17 protein-coding genes are annotated in these 24,431 nt (G+C 62.0%); 5 read left to right on the forward strand and 12 right to left on the reverse strand.

What is annotated here, in order from left to right:
- Positions 1-70: 70 nt before the first annotated feature.
- The 6 genes from M0D66_RS22210 to typA form a co-directional block, all read right to left on the reverse strand.
- Complete coding sequence (locus tag M0D66_RS22210; protein WP_167378274.1) at positions 71-520, reverse strand: transposase; 450 nt, start codon at positions 518-520, stop codon at positions 71-73.
- A gap of 162 nt (positions 521-682) precedes the next feature.
- Positions 683-1,780 (reverse strand): cell division protein ZapE, encoded by a 1,098-nt coding sequence (gene zapE, locus M0D66_RS22215; RefSeq protein WP_266211601.1) that lies wholly within the window; start codon positions 1,778-1,780, stop codon positions 683-685.
- A 90-nt stretch (positions 1,781-1,870) separates the two neighbouring features.
- Complete coding sequence (lpdA, locus tag M0D66_RS22220) at positions 1,871-3,301, reverse strand: dihydrolipoyl dehydrogenase (protein ID WP_093632469.1); 1,431 nt, start codon at positions 3,299-3,301, stop codon at positions 1,871-1,873.
- Positions 3,302-3,440: 139 nt separating this feature from the next.
- Positions 3,441-4,703 (reverse strand): 2-oxoglutarate dehydrogenase complex dihydrolipoyllysine-residue succinyltransferase, encoded by a 1,263-nt coding sequence (gene odhB, locus M0D66_RS22225; protein WP_266211602.1) that lies wholly within the window; start codon positions 4,701-4,703, stop codon positions 3,441-3,443.
- A gap of 152 nt (positions 4,704-4,855) precedes the next feature.
- Entirely contained in the window at positions 4,856-7,717 is a 2,862-nt protein-coding gene (locus M0D66_RS22230; protein ID WP_054034650.1) for a 2-oxoglutarate dehydrogenase E1 component, read from the reverse strand.
- A 373-nt stretch (positions 7,718-8,090) separates the two neighbouring features.
- The gene (typA, locus tag M0D66_RS22235) at positions 8,091-9,917 is read right to left on the reverse strand and encodes a translational GTPase TypA (RefSeq protein ID WP_093632467.1); all 1,827 of its coding nucleotides are present in this window, start codon (positions 9,915-9,917) and stop codon (positions 8,091-8,093) included.
- 318 nt (positions 9,918-10,235) lie between these two features.
- Here typA and M0D66_RS22240 point away from each other — a divergent pair, with 318 nt between their 5' ends.
- From M0D66_RS22240 to M0D66_RS22255, 4 genes are all read left to right on the forward strand, one after another.
- Positions 10,236-10,751 carry a MarR family winged helix-turn-helix transcriptional regulator gene (locus M0D66_RS22240; RefSeq protein ID WP_200618548.1) on the forward strand — a complete coding sequence of 172 codons (516 nt, stop codon included), beginning with the start codon at positions 10,236-10,238 and terminating at the stop codon, positions 10,749-10,751.
- Between the two features lie 49 nt (positions 10,752-10,800).
- The gene (locus tag M0D66_RS22245) at positions 10,801-12,324 is read left to right on the forward strand and encodes an efflux transporter outer membrane subunit (protein WP_266211603.1); all 1,524 of its coding nucleotides are present in this window, start codon (positions 10,801-10,803) and stop codon (positions 12,322-12,324) included.
- 76 nt (positions 12,325-12,400) lie between these two features.
- Positions 12,401-13,675: an EmrA/EmrK family multidrug efflux transporter periplasmic adaptor subunit gene (locus M0D66_RS22250; protein WP_200618550.1), complete on the forward strand. Its 1,275-nt coding sequence runs from the start codon at positions 12,401-12,403 to the stop codon at positions 13,673-13,675.
- A 31-nt stretch (positions 13,676-13,706) separates the two neighbouring features.
- Complete coding sequence (locus tag M0D66_RS22255) at positions 13,707-15,269, forward strand: DHA2 family efflux MFS transporter permease subunit (protein WP_200565683.1); 1,563 nt, start codon at positions 13,707-13,709, stop codon at positions 15,267-15,269.
- Positions 15,270-15,389: 120 nt separating this feature from the next.
- Here M0D66_RS22255 and truB read toward each other — a convergent pair whose 3' ends face one another.
- The 5 genes from truB to rimP all read right to left on the reverse strand — a co-directional run bounded on the left by truB (position 15,390) and on the right by rimP (position 21,983).
- On the reverse strand, positions 15,390-16,325 hold the full coding sequence (truB, locus tag M0D66_RS22260; RefSeq protein ID WP_266211604.1) for a tRNA pseudouridine(55) synthase TruB: 936 nt from the start codon (positions 16,323-16,325) through the stop codon (positions 15,390-15,392).
- 103 nt (positions 16,326-16,428) lie between these two features.
- The gene (gene rbfA / locus M0D66_RS22265; RefSeq protein ID WP_054034654.1) at positions 16,429-16,794 is read right to left on the reverse strand and encodes a 30S ribosome-binding factor RbfA; all 366 of its coding nucleotides are present in this window, start codon (positions 16,792-16,794) and stop codon (positions 16,429-16,431) included.
- A 203-nt stretch (positions 16,795-16,997) separates the two neighbouring features.
- Positions 16,998-19,958: a translation initiation factor IF-2 gene (gene infB, locus M0D66_RS22270; RefSeq protein WP_093632457.1), complete on the reverse strand. Its 2,961-nt coding sequence runs from the start codon at positions 19,956-19,958 to the stop codon at positions 16,998-17,000.
- Between the two features lie 94 nt (positions 19,959-20,052).
- Positions 20,053-21,528, reverse strand: a complete 1,476-nt coding sequence (gene nusA / locus M0D66_RS22275; protein ID WP_054034655.1) for a transcription termination factor NusA — start codon at positions 21,526-21,528, stop codon at positions 20,053-20,055.
- Positions 21,525-21,983 carry a ribosome maturation factor RimP gene (rimP, locus tag M0D66_RS22280; RefSeq protein ID WP_028199738.1) on the reverse strand — a complete coding sequence of 153 codons (459 nt, stop codon included), beginning with the start codon at positions 21,981-21,983 and terminating at the stop codon, positions 21,525-21,527. The genes nusA and rimP overlap by 4 nt, the downstream gene beginning before the upstream one ends.
- Before the next feature lie 186 nt (positions 21,984-22,169).
- Between rimP and M0D66_RS22285 the strand changes: the two genes are divergently transcribed.
- Complete coding sequence (locus M0D66_RS22285) at positions 22,170-22,520, forward strand: hypothetical protein (RefSeq protein WP_200618553.1); 351 nt, start codon at positions 22,170-22,172, stop codon at positions 22,518-22,520.
- Here M0D66_RS22285 and rluB read toward each other — a convergent pair.
- Positions 22,517-24,415: a 23S rRNA pseudouridine(2605) synthase RluB gene (rluB, locus tag M0D66_RS22290; RefSeq protein ID WP_266211605.1), complete on the reverse strand. Its 1,899-nt coding sequence runs from the start codon at positions 24,413-24,415 to the stop codon at positions 22,517-22,519. The two genes, M0D66_RS22285 and rluB, sit on opposite strands and share 4 nt — an antisense overlap.
- Positions 24,416-24,431: the final 16 nt, after the last annotated feature.

Raw genomic sequence — 24,431 nt, forward strand, 5'->3', positions numbered from 1 at the left:
CCAGAAGAAATGGCCGACGATCGCCATCGTGCGGCCGTTTTTTTTGTTTGAGTCTGGCTGGTTGAAGTTGTCATGCAGCGTGCTTGAAAGGCGACGTATACGCGAACGGCGAAGACGGTAACGGCTTGACCGCTGCCGGGCTGTACGCCGGAGGCGCTGCTGCGGGCACCTTTTCTGCGTCAACGCTTTTCTGTTCCGCGCTCACATGTGTGCGCATGCGCGCTTCCATCAGCTTGCAGAGTTCCTCGCTCGCTGCGCCGAACAACTGGTCCATGACGCGCTTGAGTACGCCGGACTCATACCATGCCTTGAAGCGGCGATGGCAGGTTTGATACGACGGATATTTGCGCGGCATGGCGGACCAGGTCGCGCCGCTATACATCACCCACAACACGCCGTTGAGCACGGAGCGCGTGTTGGCGAGCGGCCGGCCACGCAGTTCGGAACGCGGACGCAGTTCAGGAAGCAACGGTGCAACACGTTGCCATTCTTCATCATTGATATCACGGTACGGATTCATGGCTTCTCCTTTGTCAGAACCATGACAAAGAAGATATCCAGTCGTCCGCGGGCGGAACATAAGACCAATCCGAATCTTGAAAATACGACTTCGGACTCCGCCTCTTCGACGAGCGGACCGTGATCTATCGCAAAAGCATTCGCGCCCGCGTCACGCGGCGGCTTAAGTCAGCGACGTGTCGACGATCCGGCGCGGCGTGTCGAGATATTCTTTCGATTGCATTTCGACGATGCGCGAGACCGTGCGCGCGAATTCGTTGGCCATCGGACCGTCGAGATACAGCTGATCGGGCGGCACCGCAGCCGACATCAGCAGTTTGACCTTGTGGTCATAGAACACGTCGATCAGCCAGGTGAAGCGACGCGCCTCAGAAGCCATACGCACCGACATCTGCGGCACGCCGGACAGGATCACAGCATGAAAACGGCTCGCCAGTTCAAGGTAATCGTTCTGCGAGCGTGGACCGCCGCAGAGCGTCGCAAAATCGAACCACACGACGCCGTCAGCGCGCCGAAGCGCCTTCAGCTCGCGCTTTTCAATGCGCAGAATTGGACTCTCATCAGGAACCGCGGCAAGGCGTGAAAACGCGTCACGCAACGCTTTATCCGAGGCTGCGCCGAGCGGCGTGTGATACACCTCGACCTGAGCCAGCGTGCGCTTGCGGTAGTCGATCCCCGCGTCGACATTGATCACGTCGAGCTTCGACTTGATCAGTTCGATTGCCGGCAGCATGCGGTCGCGATGCAGGCCGTCCGGATAGAGCGTGTCCGGGTCGTAGTTGGACGTCATCACGAATTGCACGCCGTTCTCGAACAGCTTGTCGAGCAGACGGTAGAGGATCATCGCGTCGGCGATATCCGAGACGTGGAATTCGTCGAAACAGATCAGCCGGTAGCGCTTGGCGATACGGCGCGCGAGTTCGTCGAGCGGATCGGCCGTGCCTTTCAGTTCTTCCAGTTCGCGATGCACCTCGCGCATGAACTCGTGGAAATGCAGGCGCGTTTTGCGCTGCACCGGCACGATCATGTAGAAGCTGTCCATCAGGAAGCTCTTGCCCCGCCCTACCCCGCCCCACATGTACACGCCGCGAGGCAGATCCGGGTGGATGATCAGTTTTTTGAACGCGTTCGAGCGGCGCGATTTGTATTCGACCCACTCGTCATAACACCGCTGCAGACGGTCGACCGCCGCGCGTTGCGCCGGGTCCGATTGATAACCCCGCGTCTGCAGTTCTTTTTCGTAGTATTCGGTGACGTTCATTGTGTTGCTGCAAAAAGAAAGGCGGGAGTGAGTGAACCCGCCCGCCTTCGTGGTGATGCCAGAGTTGCGTTCAGTCAGGCGTGCGCGTGATTACATGTTCAGCGCGCGCTTGTCCACGGCCAAGGCCGCTTCGCGCATGACTTCCGACAGCGACGGGTGCGGATGGCAAATGCGGCCGATGTCTTCCGACGCCGCCTTGAATTCCATCGCCACCACGGCTTCCGCGATCAGGTCCGATGCGTTTGCCGAGATGATATGCACGCCCAGCAGCTCGTCGGTCTTCGCGTCGGCGATCATCTTGACGAAGCCATCCGCCTTGTTGATGCCCAGCGCGCGGCCGTTCGCCATGAACGGGAACTGGCCCGTCTTGACTTCGCGGCCTTCGGCCTTCAGTTGCTGCTCGGTCTTGCCGACCCACGCGATTTCCGGTTCGGTGTAGATCACCCACGGAATGCAGTTGTAGTCGATATGCGGCTTCTGACCATCGATGATTTCAGCAACCAGCACGCCTTCGTCTTCAGCCTTGTGCGCGAGCATCGGACCACGCACCACGTCGCCGATCGCGTACACGTTCGGCACAGCCGTTGCGCAGTGGTCGTCGACGTCGATGAAGCCGCGCTCGTTCGCCTTCAAACCAATGGCTTCGAGACCGAGGTTGTCGGTGTTCGGCACGCGGCCGATCGACACGATCAGGCGGTCAGCTTCGAGCGTTTGCGCGTTGCCGTCCTTGTCCGTGTAATTGATCGTGACGCTCTTGTCGGTAGTCTTGATTTCACCGACCTTCACGCCGACGTGAATGTCCAGACCTTGCTTCTTGAACTGCTTGGCGGCTTCCTTGGCGAGCGCCTGGTCAGCCGCGCCGAGGAATTCCGGCAGCGCTTCGAGCACCGTCACGTCCGCGCCCAGACGGCGCCACACCGAACCGAGTTCCAGACCGATCACGCCAGCGCCGATCACGGCGAGCTTCTTCGGCACGGAGTCAAACGTCAGTGCGCCTTCGTTGTCGGCGACGATCTTGTTGTCGACCGGAACGTTCGGCAGGTGACGCGCCTTCGAACCCGTTGCAATGATGACGTTCTTCGCCGTCACGACTTCGGTTTCGCCTTCGCCACTGACTTCGATCTGCACGCCGGCGTCCGTCTTGCCGGTGAACTTGCCATGGCCCTTGAGCCACGTGATCTTGTTCTTGCGGAACAGGAATTCGATGCCCTTGGTCATCTTCTCGACGATGCCTTCCTTGCGGGCCAGCATCTTCGCGATATCGACCTGCACGTTTTCCACGCTAATGCCGTGGTCGGCGAGGTGATGGGATGCGTTTTCAAATTCTTCCGACGACGCGAGCAGCGCCTTCGACGGAATGCAGCCCACGTTCAGGCACGTGCCGCCGAGCTTCAGCGCGCCGGCCGGGTTCTTCCATTTTTCGATACATGCGACCGTCTTGCCGAGCTGCGCTGCGCGGATAGCGGCGATATAACCGCCGGGGCCGGCGCCGATCACGACGACGTCAAATTCTTTGGACATGACAATCCTTTTGATGACGGAGCGACGCGCGGCCACGCTTCGTGGCGCGCGTCGGTCCAGTACTGCGGAATGCTAGAGACGTGCTGCTTATATGGCGTCGACTTGCGCGATGACAAGCCGACGCCCGCCTAACCGGCGATTACAGGTCGAGCAACAGGCGCGCCGGGTCTTCCAGCGCATCCTTCATTGCGACCAGCGACAGCACTGCTTCGCGACCGTCGATGATCCGGTGGTCGTACGACAGCGCCAGATAGTTCATCGGACGAATCACGATCTGGCCGTTCTCGACCACAGCGCGTTCCTTCGTGGCGTGCACGCCCAGAATGGCGGATTGCGGCGGGTTGATAATCGGCGTCGACAGCATCGAACCGAACACACCACCGTTCGAGATCGAGAACGTACCGCCCGTCATTTCTTCGATCGACAGCTTGCCGTCCTTGGCCTTCTGGCCGAATTCAGCAATCTTCTTTTCGATTTCAGCGAGGCTCAGCTGATCTGCGTTGCGCAGGATCGGCACCACCAGGCCACGCGGCGAACCGACCGCGATACCGATGTCGAAATAGCCGTGATAGACGATGTCGTTACCGTCGATCGACGCGTTCACCAGCGGGAATTTCTTCAGCGCGTGAACAGCCGCCTTCACGAAGAACGACATGAAGCCCAGCTTCACGCCATGTTCCTTTTCGAACTTGTCTTTGTACTTGTTGCGCAGGTCCATCACCGGCGCCATGTTCACTTCGTTGAACGTGGTGAGGATGGCGTTGGTTTGCTGCGACTCGAGCAGACGCTCGGCGATACGCGCACGCAGACGCGACATCGGCACGCGCTGTTCCGGGCGGTCTTTCAGCCACTGGTCGGCCGATGCCGGCGCCTTGACGTCCGGCAGCGACGGCTTGGCAGCCTTCGGTGCGGCAGCCGGTGCCGGTGCAGCCTTGGCCGCCGGTGCGCCAGCCGTCAGCACGTCACCCTTGGTGATGCGGCCGTCGCGGCCCGTGCCGGCGACGTCGCCCGCGCCCAGACCCTTCTCGGCCATCAGCTTGCCGGCAGCCGGCGAAGCAGCGGTGTTCGCACCCGTTGCGGATGCAGCCTGAGCGGCCGGTGCCGGCGCGGCAACGGGAGCCGGCTTCACTTCAGCTTCGACAGCAGCGGCGCCTGCCGTGCCTTCGGTGTCGATCTTGGCGATCACCTGATCCGCAACGACGATGTCGCCGTCGTTCGAGATCACTTGTGCGAGCACGCCGGCGGAGGGCGCCGGCACTTCGAGGACGACCTTGTCGGTCTCGATTTCGATGAGAATTTCGTCTTGAGCAACAGCCTCGCCGGGCTTCTTCTTCCACTGCAGCATCGTGGCTTCCGAGACCGACTCGGAGAGCTGGGGAACCTTGACTTCAACAATAGCCATTATGAATATCCTGAATACGTATCGGGTGACGGCGCGCGATCTATGTACTCGACGACCGCCTGCGAACCATACTTGCCGGGAACGAACCACCATGTGGTGACTGAACGCGGCACGGGAAAGCGCAGCGCGCTTTCCCGGTTCGTCTGTTTTCCTTATTTAGCGATCGACGCGCTCTTGAGGCGGCCGAAAGCGCCTTCGATCAGCGCCTTCTGCTGCTCGTAGTGCTTCGCGTAGTAGCCGACTGCCGGCGAAGCCGAAGCCGGACGTCCGCTGTATGCCAGCTTCTGACCTTCCTTCATGCCTTCCTTCAGGTGGTGCTCAATGTAGAACCACGGGCCCTGATTCTGCGGCTCGTCCTGCACCCAGACCACTTCGGTCGCGTTGTCGTACTTCTTCATTTCCGCTTCGAACTGCTTATGCGCGAACGGATAGAGCTGTTCGATACGGATGATCGCGACGTCGTTCGACTTCGATTCACGGCGATGTGCCAGCAGGTCGTAGTACACGCGACCCGAGCAGGCCACCACGCGCTTGACCTTCTTCGGCTCGATCGCATCGTCGATTTCACCGAGGATCGGCTGGAACGCGCCCTTCGCCAGTTCGGACAGATCCGACACGGCTTCCTTGTGACGCAGCAGCGACTTCGGCGTAGCGACGATCAGCGGCTTGCGGAACAGGCGGATCATCTGACGGCGCAACAGGTGGAATATCTGCGCCGGCGTGGTCGGCTGAACGACCTGCATGTTGTGGTCTGCGCACAGTTGCAGGAAACGCTCGATACGTGCCGACGAGTGCTCCGGACCTTGACCTTCGTAGCCGTGCGGCAGCAGCATCGTGAGACCCGAGACGCGGCCCCACTTCACTTCGCCCGACGAGATGAACTGGTCGATCACGACTTGCGCGCCGTTCACGAAGTCGCCGAACTGCGCTTCCCACGCGACGAACGTATTCGGTTCAGCGGTCGAGTAACCGTATTCGAAGCCCAGCACCGCTTCTTCCGACAGCACCGAGTCGATCACCGTGAACTTCGCCTGACCTTCAGCGATGTTCTGCAGCGGCACGTAGGTGCCGTCGTTCCAGCGTTCGCGGTTCTGATCGTGCAGCACCGCGTGACGGTGCGTGAACGTGCCACGGCCCGAGTCCTGACCGGTCAGGCGCACTGCGTAGCCCGATGCGACCAGCGACGCGAATGCCAGGTGTTCGCCCATACCCCAGTCAAGCTTCGCTTCACCACGGCCCATCGCGCGACGGTCGTTGATGACGCGCTCGACCAGCGGGTGAACCTTGAAGTTTTCCGGGATCGTGGTGACGCGCTCAGCAAGGCGCTTCAACTCGGCCAGCGGCACTGCCGTGTCGGCTGCGTCGGTCCACTTGCGGTTCAGGAACGGAACCCAATCCACCGCGTACTTGCTCTTGTAGTTCGAGAGCACCGGGTCGACCGTATGATGGCCTTCGTCCATCGCCTTGCGGTACGCCTTGACGAATTCGTCGCCTTCTGCCGCCGTAATCACGCCTTGTTGCACCAGCTTTTCAGCGTACAGCGCGCGCGTGCCCGGGTGCTTCGCAATCGTCTTGTACATCAGCGGCTGCGTGACAGCCGGCGTGTCCTGCTCGTTGTGACCCAGCTTGCGGAAGCAGACGATGTCGACAACCACGTCCTTATGGAACTGCATCCGGAAGTCGATGGCCAGCTGCGTAGCCAGCACCACAGCTTCAGGATCGTCACCGTTCACGTGCAGCACCGGCGCCTCGATCATCTTGACGACGTCCGAGCAGTACAACGTGGAGCGCGAGTCGCGCGGGTCCGACGTCGTGAAACCGATCTGGTTGTTGATGACGATGTGCAGCGTGCCGTGCGTGCCGTAACCGCGCGTTTGCGCGAGGTTCAGCGTTTCCATCACGACGCCCTGACCTGCGAAGGCCGCGTCGCCGTGGATCTGCACCGGCAGCACTTGCAGGCCGCTGTCGTCGCCGCGGCGATCCATACGGGCCTTCGCCGAACCTTCTACCACCGGGTTGACGATTTCGAGGTGCGACGGGTTAAACGCGAGCGACAGGTGAACCGGGCCGCCTTCGGTCGAAACGTCCGACGAGAAACCCTTGTGGTACTTCACGTCGCCGGCCGGCAGGTCGTCGACGTGCTTGCCTTCGAATTCGGCAAACAGGTCAGCCGGCATCTTGCCGAGCGTATTGACCAGCACGTTCAGACGGCCACGGTGGGCCATGCCGATGACGATTTCCTGTACGCCGTTGGCGCCGCCATGACGCACGACTTCGTCCATCGAGGCGATGAAGCTTTCGCCGCCTTCGAGCGAGAAGCGTTTCTGGCCGACGTACTTGGTGTGCAGGAAGCGCTCGAGGCCTTCAGCGGCCGTCAGGCGATTCAGGATGTGCTTCTTCTTTTCATTGGAGAAGTTCGGCGTCGAACGGATCGACTCGAGCTTCTCTTTCCACCAGCGCTTCTGTTCCGGATCGCTGATATACATGTACTCGGCGCCGATCGTGCCGCAGTACGTGTCACGCAGGGCCTTGACGATCTCGCGCAGCGAAGCACGCTCGAATCCGAAATACAGATTCGTGGCGCTGAACTCCTGGTCCATGTCGGCTTCAGTGAAGTCGTAGAACGCGGGCTCAAGTTCGGGGATTGCGGGACGTTCGCGGCGCTTCAGGGGATCGAGATTGGCCCATTGCGAGCCGAGGAAGCGATATGCGCCGATGAGGGACTGCACATAGACTTGCTTGCGGGAGGTAGCGAGATCTTCGCCGCCGGCCGCCGTGCGCGGGATGAAGGCATTAGCCTTGGCCCGTTGCGCAAACGATTCGACGATCGGGCCGTGGGCCACGTCGTTGGCATTGCTGCCATCCGATGCAGGGACGTTCTGCAACGCGTCGAAATAGCTGCGCCAGTTCTCGGGCACTGACGCCGGATTATCGAGATACGCTTCGTACATTTCTTCTACGTACGGAGCATTGCCGCCGAACAGATAAGAGTTCGACTGGAATTGCTTCATCATTTTTACGCTCACCTTTCTTCGAGTTTCTCGAGAAATAGCGGGTTACAGAACCTTCCGCGACACGGCCTGACCGTTTAGCGGATTGCGCGAATCAAGTCTTGCTTGGAAGGACCTAAAACTTTGCACCCGGGGAGCATATCACAGAACGGATAGTGCAGATAGCAGACGGACTGGCGCTCAAGCCTTTTACGACGGGCTTTCGGCCGGTTTTACAGGACCCGCAACAGACTTCTGCGAAAAACGGGGACAAACACGACAAACAGGCAGCCAACCGCGAACAATTGCACGCAACGCGAATGGGGCGCCAGAAATGACAAAAGCCACCCGAAGGTGGCTTTTGCCTGACAGCACGCCAGTTAAGGCCGATGCTGACTTAGTCCACTGCGCCCTTACGGCTGGCGCTACGGCGCTCGTGTTCCTTCAGGTAACGCTTGCGCAGGCGGATGGATTTCGGCGTGACTTCGACCAGTTCGTCGTCGTCGATGAATTCAACCGCGTATTCCAGCGACATCTGGATCGGCGGCACAAGGCGCACCGCTTCGTCCGTACCCGACGAACGCACGTTGGTCAGTTGCTTGCCCTTGATCGGGTTCACGACCAGGTCGTTGTCACGGCTGTGAATGCCGATGATCATGCCTTCGTACAGCGGCTCGCCCGGCGACACGAACATACGGCCGCGATCCTGCAACTTCCACAGTGCGTACGCCACTGCTGCACCGTCGTCCTGCGAAATCAGCACGCCGTTACGACGCTCGCCGACACCACCTTCCCGGACCGGCTGATACGAGTCGAACGTGTGGCTCATCAGGCCCGTACCACGCGTCAGCGTCAGGAATTCGCCCTGGAAACCGATCAGCCCACGCGCCGAGATACGATACTCGAGACGCGTACGGCCGCGGCCGTCCGACGCCATGTCGAGCATTTCGCCCTTGCGGCGACCCAGCTCTTCCATCACGCCACCCTGGTGGCCGTCTTCCATGTCGACCGTCAGGTTTTCGTACGGCTCGTGCTTCACGCCGTCGACTTCCGTCATCACCACGCGCGGACGCGACACGGCCAGCTCGTAGCCTTCACGGCGCATGTTTTCGACCAGAATGGTCAGGTGCAGCTCGCCGCGGCCTGCCACTTCGAACGTGGTTTCGTCGCCCGTTTCTTTCACGCGCAGCGCCACGTTGTGGTTCAGTTCCTTCATCAAGCGGTCGCGAATCTGACGGCTCGTGACGAACTTGCCTTCGCGGCCGGCCAGCGGCGACGAATTGACGAGGAAGTTCATCGTCAGGGTCGGTTCGTCGACGGTAATCATCGGCAGCGCTTCCGGTTGTTCCGGTGCGCAGATGGTCACGCCGATACCGATTTCTTCGATACCGTTGATCAGCACGATGTCGCCGGCCTCAGCCGAGTCGACCTGCACGCGCTCGAGACCCTTGAACGACAGGACCTGATTGATCTTGCGGTTCAGGATCGCGCCGTCGGGGCCCGAACGCACGGCGACGGCCATGCCCGGCTTGATCGTGCCGCGCGTGATGCGGCCGACGCCGATACGGCCAACGTACGACGAATAATCCAGCGACGTGATCTGCAGCTGCAGCGGCGCCGACGGATCAGCCGGGCGGACCGGCACGTGTTCCAGCACGGCTTCGAACAGCGGACGCATGTCGCCTTCGCGCACGTCCGGCGTCAGGCCGGCGTAGCCATTCAGACCCGATGCGTAGACGATCGGGAAGTCGAGTTGTTCGTCAGTTGCACCCAGCTTGTCGAACAGGTCGAAGGTCTGGTTGATCACCCAGTCGATCCGCGCGCCCGGGCGGTCGACCTTGTTGATCACGACGATCGGCTTGAGGCCGAGCGCCAGCGCCTTCTTGGTCACGAAGCGCGTTTGCGGCATCGGGCCTTCCACCGCATCGACCAGTAGCAGCACCGAGTCGACCATCGACAGCACGCGCTCCACTTCACCGCCGAAGTCGGCGTGGCCCGGCGTGTCGACGATGTTGATGTGCGTGCCTTCGTACTCGACCGCGCAGTTCTTCGAAAGAATCGTGATGCCACGTTCCTTTTCGATGTCGTTCGAGTCCATCACGCGCTCGACAACCGCCTGGTTGTCGCGGAAGGTAGCGGTTTGGCGGAGGAGCTGGTCGACGAGCGTGGTCTTGCCGTGGTCGACGTGGGCAATGATGGCGATATTGCGTAGGGCGCGAGTCATAGGAACCTGGAGACAGTTGAGTGCGCCAGCAGCAGCATTGTGTACGAAGCCAACAAAGCCCAAAGCGCACTTTTGGGAACCCAACATTATAGCACGCCCAAATGAAGCTTTCTGGTATTCCCTGATAGCTCCATCGCCTTCCACGCAGCGCTGCCTAAGAAACAGTCCCACACGGCTTCGGCGAAATCCTACGCAAATCCACGCGGATTGTGCCTTGAGGCGGAAAAGTTCCTTGCCTAAGCTGTAATAACGCTTGCCGCGTCAATCAACCGCTGTCTATAATCCTGCCTAGTCAACCATTGCATTCGCACGAGAATCATGACGGATCCGTCCTCAACACCCAGCTCAGAGATCAGCGAGTATCAGTTGGGCGAAAGCGTCGGCTATTTGCTCTCGCGAGTGAAATCGACCATGTCGAACCTGGTCACACAGCGCAGCATGGCCGAGTTGGGCATCACCAGCCAGCAAGGCAGCATCCTGTTCATGGTGGCGAGCGGCAAGTGCCTGCTGGCGGCCGAACTGGCGCGCGAATACGGCATCGACGCAAGCGCCGTCACGCGTCTGGTCGACCGGCTGGAAAAACGCGGCTTGCTGACAAGAGTGCGCAGCAACGAAGACCGGCGGGTCGTGCGACTCGCGCTGACCCCGGAAGGTCACGCGATCGCGGCCAAAATGCCGGCCATTTTCAACGGCGTGCTGGACAACCTGCTGGGCGGCTTCACCCCCGAAGAAGTGGGTTTTCTGAAGAGCATGCTGCGCCGCGTACTCATCAATTCCGGCGAACAAACGGGACTAGCCCGTGATGCAGCAAGCAATTTTGACAGCAAATCGTAATAAATTGCTTGCAGTGTCCATCATTACATTCCACTCAAAGAGTCGAGCGATGAAATCCCTTTCCCTGTCCGCGCCCGCACTTTCGAGCCGGGCCGCTGTCGCCGCCGCGGTGACGGCGCTCGCCCTCACGGGGTGCGCGAACTACTTCGGCATGAAAAGCGACAAGCAGATCTCGTCGCCGGCTCAGTACGAGTCCACCCAGAGCCTGCCGGGCCAGGGCGGCCAGTGGCCGTCGCTCGACTGGGCCAACCAGTTCGGTGACCCCCAACTGCCGAAGCTGATCGCGGAAGCGCTGGAAGGCAGCCCCTCGATCGCGCAGGCGCAGGCTCGCCTCGCCAAGGCGTCGTCCTACATTGAAAGCTCGCGCTCGGCGCTGTACCCGAAGGTCAACGGCAGCTACTCGTGGACCCGTGAACTCTTCTCGGCGAATGCGCTCTACCCGCCTCCGTACGGCGGCACCTGGTATAGCGAGAACAACGTGCTGGCGAGCGCGTCGTGGGATCTGGACCTGTGGGGCAAGAACCGCCAGCGCCTGGGCCAGGCCGTGTCGCAGGAAAAGGCAGCGGAAGCCGACATGCAGCAGGCGCGCGTCACGCTCGCCTCCTCCGTGGCGAGCACCTATAACCAGCTCGCCCAGTTGTACGCATTCCGCGACATCGCCGCGCGCGAAATCGCCAACCGCCAGGACATCAGCCGCATCACCAACGGCCGCGTCACCGCCGGGCTCGACACCAACGTCGAACGGGAAACCGCGAACGGCAACATCGCGACCAGCCAGGCGAACCTGACCGATCTCGACGGCCAGATCACCGTGGCGCGCTATCAGTTGGGCGCGCTGCTCGGCAAGGGTCCGGATCGTGGCCTGCAGATCGCCAAGCCGCTTCTTACCACCGGTGACACGGTAGCGCTGCCGAACAATCTGCCGGCCGACCTCGTGGCGCGTCGCGCGGATATCGTCGCTGCACGCTGGCAGGTCGAAGCCGCGATGCACGATGTGAAAGAGGCGAAGGCTGAATTCTTCCCGGACGTCAACCTCGCCGCCGGTTTCGGTTTCGATGCGTTCGGCTGGGGCCGTTTCCTCAAGTCGGGCAGCCGTCAGATGCAATTCGGTCCGGCGATTCACCTGCCGATCTTCGACGCCGGCGCGCTGCGCTCGCAGTTGAAGGGCCGCTACGCAGACTTCGACCTCGATGTGGCGGACTACAACCAGACGCTGATCAATGCGCTCTCGGATGTCGCGACGCAAGTGTCGTCGATCCGTTCGATCGACCAGCAATCGGGCGACGCACAGCGCGCGCTCGACGCGTCGACCAAGGCCTATCAGCTCGCGGTGATCCGCTACAAGGCCGGTTTGTCGCCGCAGTTGCAGGTGCTGACCGCCGACCAGAACCGTCTTGCCGCCGAACAGACGGTAACGGGCCTGAAGATGCGCCGCCGCGATCTGCAGATCGGCCTCATCAAGGCGCTCGGTGGCGGTTTCGACGCCACGCAAACCGGCCTCGTGGTGCCGACCGATGCCCCGGCACCGGCCGCCGCCGCATCGGCCACCGCTGCGACCGCCGCTGCAAACTGAAGCCACATCGACGCGACCCGCACTCGCATAAACATCCGAATAAACGACGACGCTTGAGAGAACCCGGAGCACATCAATGAGCACCACCCAACAGCCCGCGGCTACTACACAGCCGACTCAGCAGCCGGCCCCGCAGCCGACTCAACCGGCACAACCGCCGGCGAACAACGGCAAACGCAAGCGCATGATGACGCTACTCGTCATCGTGATCCTGATCGCCGCGGTCGCCTACGGCCTGTACTACTTCCTCGACGCACGCTTCCATGAGGACACCGACGACGCCTACGTGAACGGCAACGTCGTGCAGATCACGCCGCAGGTCACCGGCACGGTTGTCGCCGTGAACGCAGACGACACGCAGACCGTGAAGGCCGGCGACCCGCTCGTCGTGCTCGATCCGGCCGACGCGCGCGTCGCGCTCGAACAAGCCGAAGCGAATCTCGCGCAGACAGTGCGTCAGGTGCGCGGCCTGTTCGCCGACGACAACCAGTACCAGGCGCAAGTTGCCCAGCGCCAGTCCGATCTGTCGCGCGCGCAGGATGACCTGAAGCGCCGCCTGACGGTCGCGCAAACCGGCGCTGTGTCCGCGGAAGAAATCTCGCACGCCCGCGACGCCGTGAAAAGCGCACAAGCCTCGGTCGACGCCGCTGAGCAACAACTGGCTTCGAACCGCGCGCTGACCGCCAACACCACGATCGCCAATCACCCGAACGTGCAGGCTGCCGCCGCGAAGGTGCGCGATGCGTATCTGGCCAACGCGCGTAACAACTTGCCGGCGCCGGTCACGGGCTACGTCGCGAAGCGCTCGGTGCAGGTCGGCCAGCGCGTCTCGCCGGGCACCCCGCTGATGGCCATCGTGCCGCTGGGCGGTGTGTGGGTTGACGCAAACTTCAAGGAAGTGCAACTGAAGCACATGCGCATCGGCCAGCCGGTCGAGTTGACGGCCGACGTGTACGGTTCGTCAGTGGTGTTCCACGGCAAGGTGGTCGGCTTCTCGGCGGGTACGGGTTCGGCGTTCTCGCTGCTGCCCGCGCAGAACGCAACCGGCAACTGGATCAAGGTGGTCCAGCGTCTGCCGGTACGGATCGCGCTCGACCCGCAGGAACTCGAGAAGCATCCGCTGCGTATCGGCCTGTCGATGCAAGCCGACGTGAGCATCAAGGACGACCAGGGTGGCCAGCTCGGCCAGGCGCCGAACACGGTTTATCAGACCAATGTGTTCGACAAGTACGGCGACCAGGCGGATGCGGAAATCGCCCGCATCATTTCGGAGAATGCAGGTCCGAACGGCGGCTCGCAGAAGTCGGCTCAAGCTGGCGGCGCTACCAAGGCCGCCGCGAAGCTGATGTAAGCGGCGCGACGATTCATAGAAGGCTTTTTTAATGGCTCAGGCTCAGGCGCAAGTCCCTCATCCGCCGCTCGAGGGCGCGCAACTGGTGATCGGCACCATCGCGGTGTCGCTCGCCGTGTTCATGAACGTGCTCGACACGTCGATTGCGAACGTGTCGATCCCGTCCATTTCAGGCGACCTCGGTGTGTCGTCCGACCAGGGCACATGGGTGATTACGTCGTTCGCGGTGGCAAACGCGATCTCCGTGCCGCTGACCGGCTGGCTCACCGATCGTATCGGCCAGGTGCGCCTGTTCATGGCGTCGATCATCCTGTTCGTGATCTCGTCGTGGATGTGCGGTCTCGCCCCCACTCTGCCGTTCCTGCTGGCCTCGCGCGTGCTGCAAGGCGCCGTCGCCGGCCCGATGATTCCGCTGTCGCAAACGCTGCTGCTCGCGAGCTATCCACGCGCCAAGGCGCCGATGGCTTTGTCGATGTGGGCGATGACCACGCTGATCGCACCGGTGGCCGGGCCGATTCTTGGCGGCTGGATCTCGGACAACATCTCGTGGCCGTGGATTTTCTACGTCAACATTCCGGTCGGCGCGATCGCCGCGGTGGCAACGTGGACGATCTTCCGTAATCGCGATTCTGTCGTCAAAAAGGCGCCGATCGACGGCGTCGGTCTGGGCCTGCTGATCCTCTGGGTCGGCTCGTTGCAGGTGATGCTCGACAAGGGCAAGGACCTCGACTGGTTTTCGTCGACCACCATTGTCGTGCTGGCGCTGGTTGCGGTGATTTCGCTGGCGTTTTTCATCGTGTGGGAATTGACGGCCGAACATCCTGTGGTCGATCTGTCGCTCTTCAGCCGGCGCAACTTCACAAGCGGCACGATTGCGTTGTCGATCGGCTATGGCCTCTACTTCGGCAACCTCGTGTTGTTGCCGTTGTGGTTGCAAACCGATATCGGCTACACCGCCACCGAAGCGGGTCTCGTGATGGCGCCGGTCGGCCTGTTCGCCGTGCTGCTGTCGCCGATCACCGGCAAGGTGTTGCCGCGTACCGATCCGCGCTATATCGCGACCTTGTCGTTCCTCGTGTTCGCGCTGTGCTTCTGGATGCGCTCACGTTATACGACCGGCGTCGATACCTATTCGCTGCTCATGCCCACGTTGATTCAGGGGATCGGCATGGCCGGGTTCTTCATCCCGTTGGTGTCGATCACGTTGTCGGGTTTGCCGGGCAACCGGATTCCGGCTGCGTCGGGCTTGTCGAATTTCGTGCGGATCATGTGCGGCGGTATCGGCACGTCGATTTTCCAGACCGCGTGGGATCACCGCACCATCATGCATCACGCGCAACTGGCCGAACAGGCGAGCGCGTACAACCCGGTGTTCGATCAGTCGATCCGGCAGATGGGTGCCGCGGGCTTCAGTCAGCCGCAGGCATATGGTCTGTTCAATACGATGGCGACTCAGCAGGCCGCGCAGTTGGGCGTGAACGATCTGTTCTTTGTATCGGCGGGGATCTTTGTCGCGCTGATCGCGTTGATCTGGATCGCAAAGCCTGAACGCGCCGGTGGTGATGCAGGTGCGGCAGCTGCGGCGGCGCATTGAGGTTCTGGTTTTATTAGTCCGCGACGCGAGCTGTATGTATGTAATAAAAGGCGGGGCCGCTGGTGAGCGGTCCCGCCTTTTTTGTTGCTGCTGCTGACGAGGCGGCGCTTAAGTTCCGCGTTAGCTCGCTGCGGTAACCACGAGCCGTTCCGGCGCCAGCACGCCCTCGCCTTGCTTCGCGACGCCAAGCAGACGACCGTCCGCTGCATACACGCGTACGCGCGGCGCATTCACCGCATCGCCGACAATGGTCAACTCGGAGAGCTTCAGGCGTTGCCCATGCAGGAAGCGACGGGTCGCGTCTTCGTCCAGCGTGACAAGCGGGAACGTGGACAACAACGCATCGACCGGTTGCAGCCACGTATCGCGCTCGCTCTCCGTCGCATCGGACAACGCGTCGAGCGTCACCGAATTTTCCAGCGTCAGCGCACCGACACCGGTACGCCGCAGCGCGACCAGATGCGCACCACAACCAAGCGCTTCACCGATATCCTCAGCAAGCGTGCGCACATAGGTGCCTTTGCTGCAGGTCACGCGAAACGTCACGTCGGGCAACGCGCAGGCAAGCATCTCGAGCGCGTGAATCGTCACCTGACGCCCTTCCCGCTCCACCGTCTGGCCGGCGCGCGCGTATTCGTATAGCGGCTTGCCGTCGCGTTTAAGCGCCGAGTACATCGGTGGGACCTGAAAGATGTCGCCGAGAAATTTCTGCATGGCCGCCCCTACCGCGGCCTGATCGCATGTCACGTCGCGTGTGTCGATGGCTTCGCCTTCGGCGTCGCCAGTGGTCGTGCGGATACCGAGGCGCATGGTCGCCTCATAGGTCTTGTCGGCTTCGAGCAGGTCTTGCGAAAACTTGGTCGCTTCGCCGAAACACAGCGGCAAAAGACCGGTGGCAAGTGGATCGAGCGTGCCGGTATGGCCGGCCTTTTTTGCCAGGTAGAGACGCTTCGCGCGAATCAGCGCGTCGTTGCTCGACAGGCCGAGCGGTTTGTCGAGCAGCAGTACGCCGTCGAGCGCGCGACGCGGCACGCGGGGGCGTTGAGGTGCGGTCATGTCAGAAAGACAGAGTCTTCGAAGTGTACGGAAACAGCGCTAAATGAGCTGCAACTGAAGCAGCGCAGCCCGGAACGCGGAGAACAACGTTCAACCCGCGCGCTCAGTCTTCTTTCGCGCGATTGGCATTCGCCTCGTCGATCAGACGGGACATTTCGACGGCCCGTTCGATCGTCTGGTCGTAATGGAAATGCAGCGTCGGCACAGTATGGATGTGCAGGCGCTTGAACAGCTGATTGTGCAGATGGCCGGCCGCGTGGTTGAGCGCTTCGAGCGTCTGCTGCGGGTCGCCGGTTAGCGTCGTGAAGTAGACCTTCGCGTGCGCGTAGTCGGGCGTCAACTCGACACTTTGAATCGTGACGAGGCCGATGCGCGGGTCCTTGACCTCGCGCAGCAGCTCGGACAGGTCGCGCTGGATCTGATCGGCGATCTGCACGTTGCGATTGGGAGAAGAACGTTTTTTAGGCATGGTGTTTGTGTGCTCCGTTCTGACGGATGCAATAAAGTTGTTCGCGCGAACCGAGGTGGTGATTGCCCGGACGGCAATGCGCGGCTTGATAGCGACTGCAAGCCACCGCGGGGCGCAATACGCGACAAAATGCGCGGGCCCAAAGACAACGGGCGGAGCGGGCGCTTAAGCCCGCTCCGCCCGTTGAGCCAATGCCGCGTGAATTACAGCGTACGCGCGACTTCGGTAACCTCGAAGACTTCGAACTGATCGCCTTCGACGATATCGTTGAAGTTCTTGATCGACATACCGCACTCGAAGCCCTGACGGACTTCCTTGACGTCGTCCTTGAAGCGCTTGAGCGAATCGAGCTCGCCCGTGAAGATGACGACGTTGTTGCGCAGCACGCGCACCGACGACGAGCGCTTGACGAAACCGTCCGTGACCATACAGCCGGCCACCGCGCCGATCTTCGGTACCTTGAAGACCTGACGCACTTCGACCGTACCCGTCACGACTTCGCGCTTCTCCGGTGCCAGCATGCCCGACATCGCAGCCTTCACTTCATCCACTGCGTCATAGATGATGTTGTAGTAGCGAATATCGACGCCGTTGGTTTCCGCCAGCTTGCGCGCCTGTGCGTCCGCACGGGTGTTGAAGCCGATGATGACCGCCTTCGAAGCCGTAGCCAGGTTGACGTCCGACTCGCTGATGCCGCCGACTGCGCCGTGCACGATCTGCACACGGACTTCGTCGGTCGACAGCTTGAGCAGCGACTGCACCAGAGCTTCCTGCGAACCTTGCACGTCGGCCTTGACGATGAGCGGCATGTACGCCACTTCGCCTTCGCCCATCTGCTCCAGCATGTTCTCGAGCTTCGCGGCCTGCTGCTTGGCCAGCTTGACGTCGCGGAACTTGCCTTGACGGAACAACGCGACTTCACGCGCCTTGCGGTCGTCCGGCATGACGATGACTTCTTCGCCAGCTTGCGGGACTTCCGACAGACCTTGAATCTCAACCGGGATCGACGGGCCTGCCGACTTGGTCGGCTTGCCGGTTTCGTCGAGCATGGCTCGCACACGACCGTAAGCGCTACCTGCCAGCACCACGTCGCCGCGGTTCAGCGTACCCGACTGGACCAGGATCGTTGCGACCGGACCCTTACCCTTATCGAGCTTCGCTTCAATAACGAGACCCTTGGCCGGCGCTTCGACCGGTGCCTTCAGTTCCAGCACTTCGGCTTGCAGCAGCACGTTTTCGAGCAGGTCGTCGATGCCCGCGCCGGTTTTAGCCGACACCGACACGAACGGCGAATCGCCACCATATTCTTCCGGCACGACGCCTTCCGCGACGAGTTCCTGCTTGACGCGCTCCGGATTCGCATCCGGCTTGTCGATCTTGTTGATCGCGACGACGAGCGGCACGCCGCCTGCCTTCGCGTGGGCAATCGCTTCCTTCGTCTGCGGCATCACGCCGTCGTCGGCTGCGACCACCAGAATCACGATGTCGGTTGCCTTCGCACCGCGAGCACGCATGGCCGTAAATGCTTCGTGGCCCGGCGTATCGAGGAACGTAATGACACCGCGCGGCGTTTCGACGTGATACGCGCCGATGTGCTGCGTAATCCCGCCCGCTTCACCCGCTGCAACCTTGGCACGGCGGATGTAGTCGAGCAGCGAGGTCTTGCCGTGGTCGACGTGACCCATGACCGTGACGACCGGCGGACGCGGCAGTGCTTCTGCGTCCGTGATCTCGCCTTCGACCAGCATGGCTTCCGGATCGTCCAGCTTGGCGGCAACCGCGTGGTGGCCCAATTCCTCGACGATGATCATCGCCGTTTCCTGGTCCAGCATCTGGTTGATCGTGACCATCTGGCCGAGCTTCATCATCGACTTGATGACTTCCGAGGCCTTCACCGCCATCTTGTGCGCCAGATCGGCGACCGTGATGGTTTCCGGCACGTGCACTTCACGCACGATCGGTTCGGTCGGCGCCTGGAACGTGGTGTTCTGATCCTGATGCTTACCGCGACCCTTCGGGCCGCCGCGCCAGCCGCGATCAACACCGCCGCTCGAATCGCCACGCGTCTTGATACCGCGGCGCTTCGCTGCGTCGTCCTGCCAGCCGCCCTTGCCACCACCCGGCTTCTTCTTGTCGCCAGCCGACGGCGTGGTCGTTGCGGCCGGAGCCGCAGCAGCCGGCTTCTTGGCGGCCGGACGTGCCGGTGCTTCACCCGCCGGACGCGCCGGCTTGTGCAGCGTGCCCTTGGCTTCCACCGGCTTGGCCGGCTCAGCGGGCTTCGGTGCCGGTTCCGGCGCCTTGACCTGCGCCTTGCGCGGCGTGTTCATCATTTCGCGAATCGCACGTGCTTCGGCTTCTGCCGCCGCACGGCGCTTGCTGACTTCTTCCTGCTCGGCGCGCGTTTTCTCGGCGGCCTGACGCGCTGCGTCTTCCGCTTTCTTCGCTGCTTCGCGTTGCGCCGCGCGTTCTGCCGCAGCGCGCTCGTCGTCCTGCTCGCTTTCCTTGGCAGCCGCCGGTTCCGCAGCCTTGGCCGCAACCGGTTCAGCCTTCGCCGCCTTGGCAGCCTGCGCCGGCTGGGCAGCCTGAGCCTGTTCGCGAGCCGCCGCTTCGGCCGCAGCCGCTGCGCGCTTCTTCGCCGCTTCTTCTTCCGCACGACGACGCTCGGCTTCAGCAGCCTGCTCGCGCGCCTGACGTTCGGCTTCTTCGCGCTCGAGCTGTTCCTGACGCGCCTTCAACTCCTGAGCCTGCTTTTCGAGCAGCTCGGCTTCGTGACGAGCTTCCTCTTCACGACGCTGGAGTTCGAGATCGTCTACATCAGCTTCGGCCACATGATTCGATGCATCCCCGCCTTCAGCGGAGGATTCGTCGCGGCGGACGAAAGTGCGCTTCTTACGCACCTCGACCTGAATGGTGCGAGCTTTGCCCGTCGCGTCGGATTGCTTGATCTCCGACGTATGCCGTTTCGTCAGCGTGATCTTGCGCTTGTCCGCATCAGTCGAGCCGTGAGACTTGCGCAAGTGGTCGAGCAGACGCGCCTTGTCCGTTTCGGACAAGCTGTCGTCTTCGCTCGCTTTCGTGACGCCTGCTGCCTGAAGCTGCTCAAGGAGCACGCCTGCAGGCATTTTCAGTTCCGCGGCAAATTGGGCTACGTTGTTACTCGCCATTCATTCCTCTTAATGCAAGGACCGATTCCTTGCGGTTAGCATCTTGTCATGCGGCCTAACGGCCGCGTTCAATTTAGTGCGCCATGGTCATTTCTCACTGGAACCAATGTTCACGTGCTTTCATGATCAACGCCTTAGCGGCATCCTCTTCCATTCCGGTCATCTCGACCAGTTCATCCACAGCCAGCTCGGCGAGTTCGTCGCGCGTCTGGATCTGATGTTCGGCAAGCTTGGCGAGCAGGTCGGCATCCATGCCGTCCAGACTCTTCAGGTCGAGTGCAACATTCTCGACCTTTTCTTCATTCGCGATCGCCAACGTCAACAACGCATCGCGCGAGCGATTACGCAGTTCGTGAACGGTGTCTTCGTCGAATGCTTCGATTTCGAGCATCTCGTTGAGCGGCACATAAGCGATCTCTTCGAGGCTCGTAAAGCCTTCGTCGATCAGGATGTCGGCAACTTCTTCGTCGACATCGAGACGCGCCATGAACAGGTCACGCAGTACACCGCGCTCCTGATTCTGCTTTTGCGCAGATTCGTCCGGCGTCATGATGTTGATCTGCCAGCCGGTGAGTTCGCTGGCAAGACGCACGTTCTGGCCGCTGCGGCCGATCGCGACCGCCAGTTCGTTTTCGTCTACGACGACGTCCATCGAATGTTTTTCTTCATCGACGACGATCGACTGGACGGCTGCCGGCGCGAGCGCGCCGATCACAAACTGAGCGGGATCTTCCGACCATAGCACGATGTCGACGTTTTCGCCACCGAGCTCGTTACGCACGGCCTGGACACGCGAACCGCGGATACCGACGCAGGTGCCGATCGGATCGATGCGCTTGTCATAAGCGATCACGCCGATCTTGGCGCGCACGCCCGGATCACGGGCTGCCGCCTTGATTTCCAGCAGGCCTTGTTCGATTTCCGGCACTTCCATTTCGAACAGCTTCATCAGGAATTCGGGCGCCGTACGCGACAGTTCGATCTGCGGACCGCGAGCGGTGCGATCGACCTTGGCGATATAGGCGCGCACGCGGTCGCCCACGCGCAGATTTTCCTTCGGAATCAGCTGGTCGCGGCGCAGCAGCGCTTCGACACGGCCGGTTTCGACGATGAAGTTGCCCTTGTCCAGGCGCTTCACCGAGCCGGTCATGATGTGCTCGCCGCGCTCGAGGAAGTCGTTCAGGATCTGCTCGCGTTCCGCGTCGCGCACCTTCTGCAGGATCACCTGCTTGGCGGCCTGCGCGCCGATACGGCCGAATTCGATCGACGGCACCGGTTCTTCAATGTATTCGTCGAGCTGGATTTCCGGCTTCTGTTCGCGTGCTTCGAACAGCAGGATTTCCTGATCCGGCTCTTGGAGGCCGGCTTCGTCCGGCACCACTTTCCAGCGGCGAAACGTTTCGTGCTCGCCGCTTTCACGGTCGATCTGGACGCGGATGTCCGCGTCTTCTTCGAAGAGTTTCTTGGAGGCCGAAGCGAGGGCCGCCTCGAGCGCGGCAAATACCACGTCTTTATCGACGTTCTTCTCGCGTGCCAGCGCATCCACCAGCATCAACACTTCGCGACTCATTGTTTGCGGCTCCTAAAGTCAACTTTCGGAACGAGGCGTGCCTTATCGATATCCGCGACGGTGAAATCGAGCATCGCGGCGCCTTCCTTCCCTTCAAATTCCAGACCGATCGTTTCGCCTTGCGGAGCATGCAGGATGCCCCGGTACGATTTCCGTCCGTCCAATGGCTTTTTCAATGTGATTACCACTTCGCTGCCTGCGAAGCGTTCAAAATCCGCCAGTTTTTTCAGCGGGCGGTCGAGACCCGGCGACGACACTTCAAGCCGCTCATAATCGATATTTTCGACCGTCAGAACGTGCTGGAGCTGACGCGTGACTTTCTCGCAGTCTTCGATCGCGATGCCGGCCGGCTGGTCGATATAAATACACAGCATGCCGCGCCCGGTGCGCTCGAGATCGACGAGCTCGTAGCCGAGTCCCACGACCGTGGTTTCAATCAGTTCCGTCAGTTGCACAGTGCCCTCTAAGATGTTCGCGCGGCGAGACCTGCCGGGTTTGTCTGCAAACACCAATGCGGGCCGCGCGCCAAGCCGGCGCACGTTCGTGCTACCCGAGATGCCGAACCACTTAGAACTGCGCGGCAAAAAAAAATGGGCTAAACGCCCATCATCTTATTACCGGTGGTCGCACCTGAGCCGCACATGAAAAGCCGCACGCCCAGCGACTCCGCGATTGTAGCCATTTTTCGGGACAAACGCAAACCGCAGAACGCCGTAGGGAGCGCATTTCCGCTTGATTTCATGGGAATCTTTCAACGATATGGCGGCGCGCCGGGCCTTTTGCAAGGCGGCTTGCGCCGCCTCGAACCTGCGCCGGACAAGCAGGGCGAGAAAACTCTGCCCCTACTTATGCGCACACCGCGGTTTTATGCATCAGATGAAACCTGCGATGAAATCCGCGGAGCTCGTCGATCGATTCTGACGGTGGCGAAGCGTAAATCGTTGATGAACGATCAGCAGCCAACCGTCATGCTCAAGTTACTTGCCGCTTAACGACCACGCGAGCGGCCGCGCGGTGCGCCGCCACCACGATTGGCGCCACCCGCGTTGGGGTTGCCACCGCCGCCGGCGCGGTTGGCGTTACCGCCGCGATTGCCGGCCGGCCCGCGGCTACCGCCGCCCGGATTGCTGCCACCAGGGCCGCCAGCGCGCTTACCGCCGCCGGCCGCACGATTGCCATTGCCCGACGGCGCGCGATTGCCGTCGACGTCACGGCCGCCACGCGGGCCAGGTGCACCGCCGCCACCCATCGGGCCGCTGAAACCACCGGCGCTGCGGCCAGCGCCGCGATTGCCGTAACCGCCGCCGCTGCCGCTACTGCCGCCAAACCCACCACCCGCACCACCGCCGAAGCCGCCACCCGCCGCACCGCGACGGCCTTGACCGCGCGGCTGCTGCTGGTCGAAACGGCCATGCGACATCAGCACCGGTTCGCGGTTAATGAAGCCCATCGACGTTTGCATCGGGTCCGGCTGCTTACGCTCCGGCGCCTCTCTGCGGCTGCCCTTTTCTTCCGACGGCGCCTTCAGGCCGACCGACGCCATCAACGCACGCACCTGATTGTCTTCGAGTTCTTCCCAGCGACCGCGCTTCAAGCCCTTCGGCAGCGAGATCGGGCCATGACGCGTGCGAATCAGGCGGCTGACCATCAGGCCGGCTGCCTCGAACATGCGGCGCACTTCCCGATTACGCCCTTCGGCGAGCGCGACGTGATACCAGTGATTGGTGCCTTCGCCGCCGCCGTCGCGGATGCGCAGGAAATTCGCCGGGCCGTCTTCCAGTTCGACGCCGTGCAACAGCTTCTGACGCATACCTTCCGCCAGCTCGCCGACTACGCGCACCGCATATTCACGCTCGACGCTGTAACGCGGATGCATGAAACGGTTCGCCAGATCGCCCGAGGTGGTCAGCATCAGCAGACCTTCGGTGTTGAAGTCGAGGCGGCCGACCGCGAGCCACTTGGCGGTCTTCATGGGCGGCAGCTTGTCGAATACCGACGGACGGCCTTCAGGATCGGCGTGACTGACGATTTCGCCGGTCGGTTTGTGATACAGCAGCACGCGCGGGGGCTTGTTGGCCAGCTTGCGCTTGACCGGCTTGCCGTTGATGCGGACCTGGTCGGTCGGCATGATGCGCTGGCCGATGTGAGCCGGCTCGCCGTTCACCGACACGCGGCCGGCGACGATCAGTTCTTCCATGTCGCGGCGCGAGCCCATGCCGGCTTCGGCCAGCACCTTGTGCAGCTTCGGCGCGTCGTCGTCCGCAGCCAGAACGCGCTTGGGCGCGGCCGGCTTGCCACGGCGCAGCATCGGGGCGCGTACGCCGCCGGTGGCGCTGTTGTCCGCATCGAATGCGGGCGAGGTGACGTACGAAAACAGATCGTCCGGATTCGCTTCGGCTGCGATTGCCACCGGCGCTTCCGCGCCGCGGCGATTCTGACGCTGACCGCCTTCGCGCGGCTGGCGCTCGCCGCGCCCGCCTTCACGAGGTCCGCCTTCGCGGGGCGCACCGTCACGCTGACCACCCTCGCGCTTCGCGCCGCCCGCATTGCGGCGCGGGCCTTGGCCCTTGGCGCCGCCATCCTTGCGCGGCATGCGCACCTGCGCGACCACCTCGCCGTCCGGCGGCGTTTCAGTGACGACCGGCGCTCCTTGCGCGGGCGCGCCTTCGGCGCCCTTCGTCTTCGCTCCGGCGCGGCGGCGCGCGATCAGGCTGCGCGGTCCGCGACGCAGACCGCGGCGCGGACGGTCTTCACCGTCTGCTTCCGTGGCCTGCGCCGGGCGCTCGCCCTCGCCTGCCGACGCTTGCGTGGTACGCGCTTCGTCGGCGCGTGCCGACGGCACGGCGCGCTCGGATTCGGACGAATCGGTGTCGTGGGTATGTGTCAAAACAACCTCAAAATGT

This window comes from Paraburkholderia sp. SECH2 (assembly GCF_030464795.1).
GTDB classification, from domain to species: domain Bacteria; phylum Pseudomonadota; class Gammaproteobacteria; order Burkholderiales; family Burkholderiaceae; genus Paraburkholderia; species Paraburkholderia aspalathi.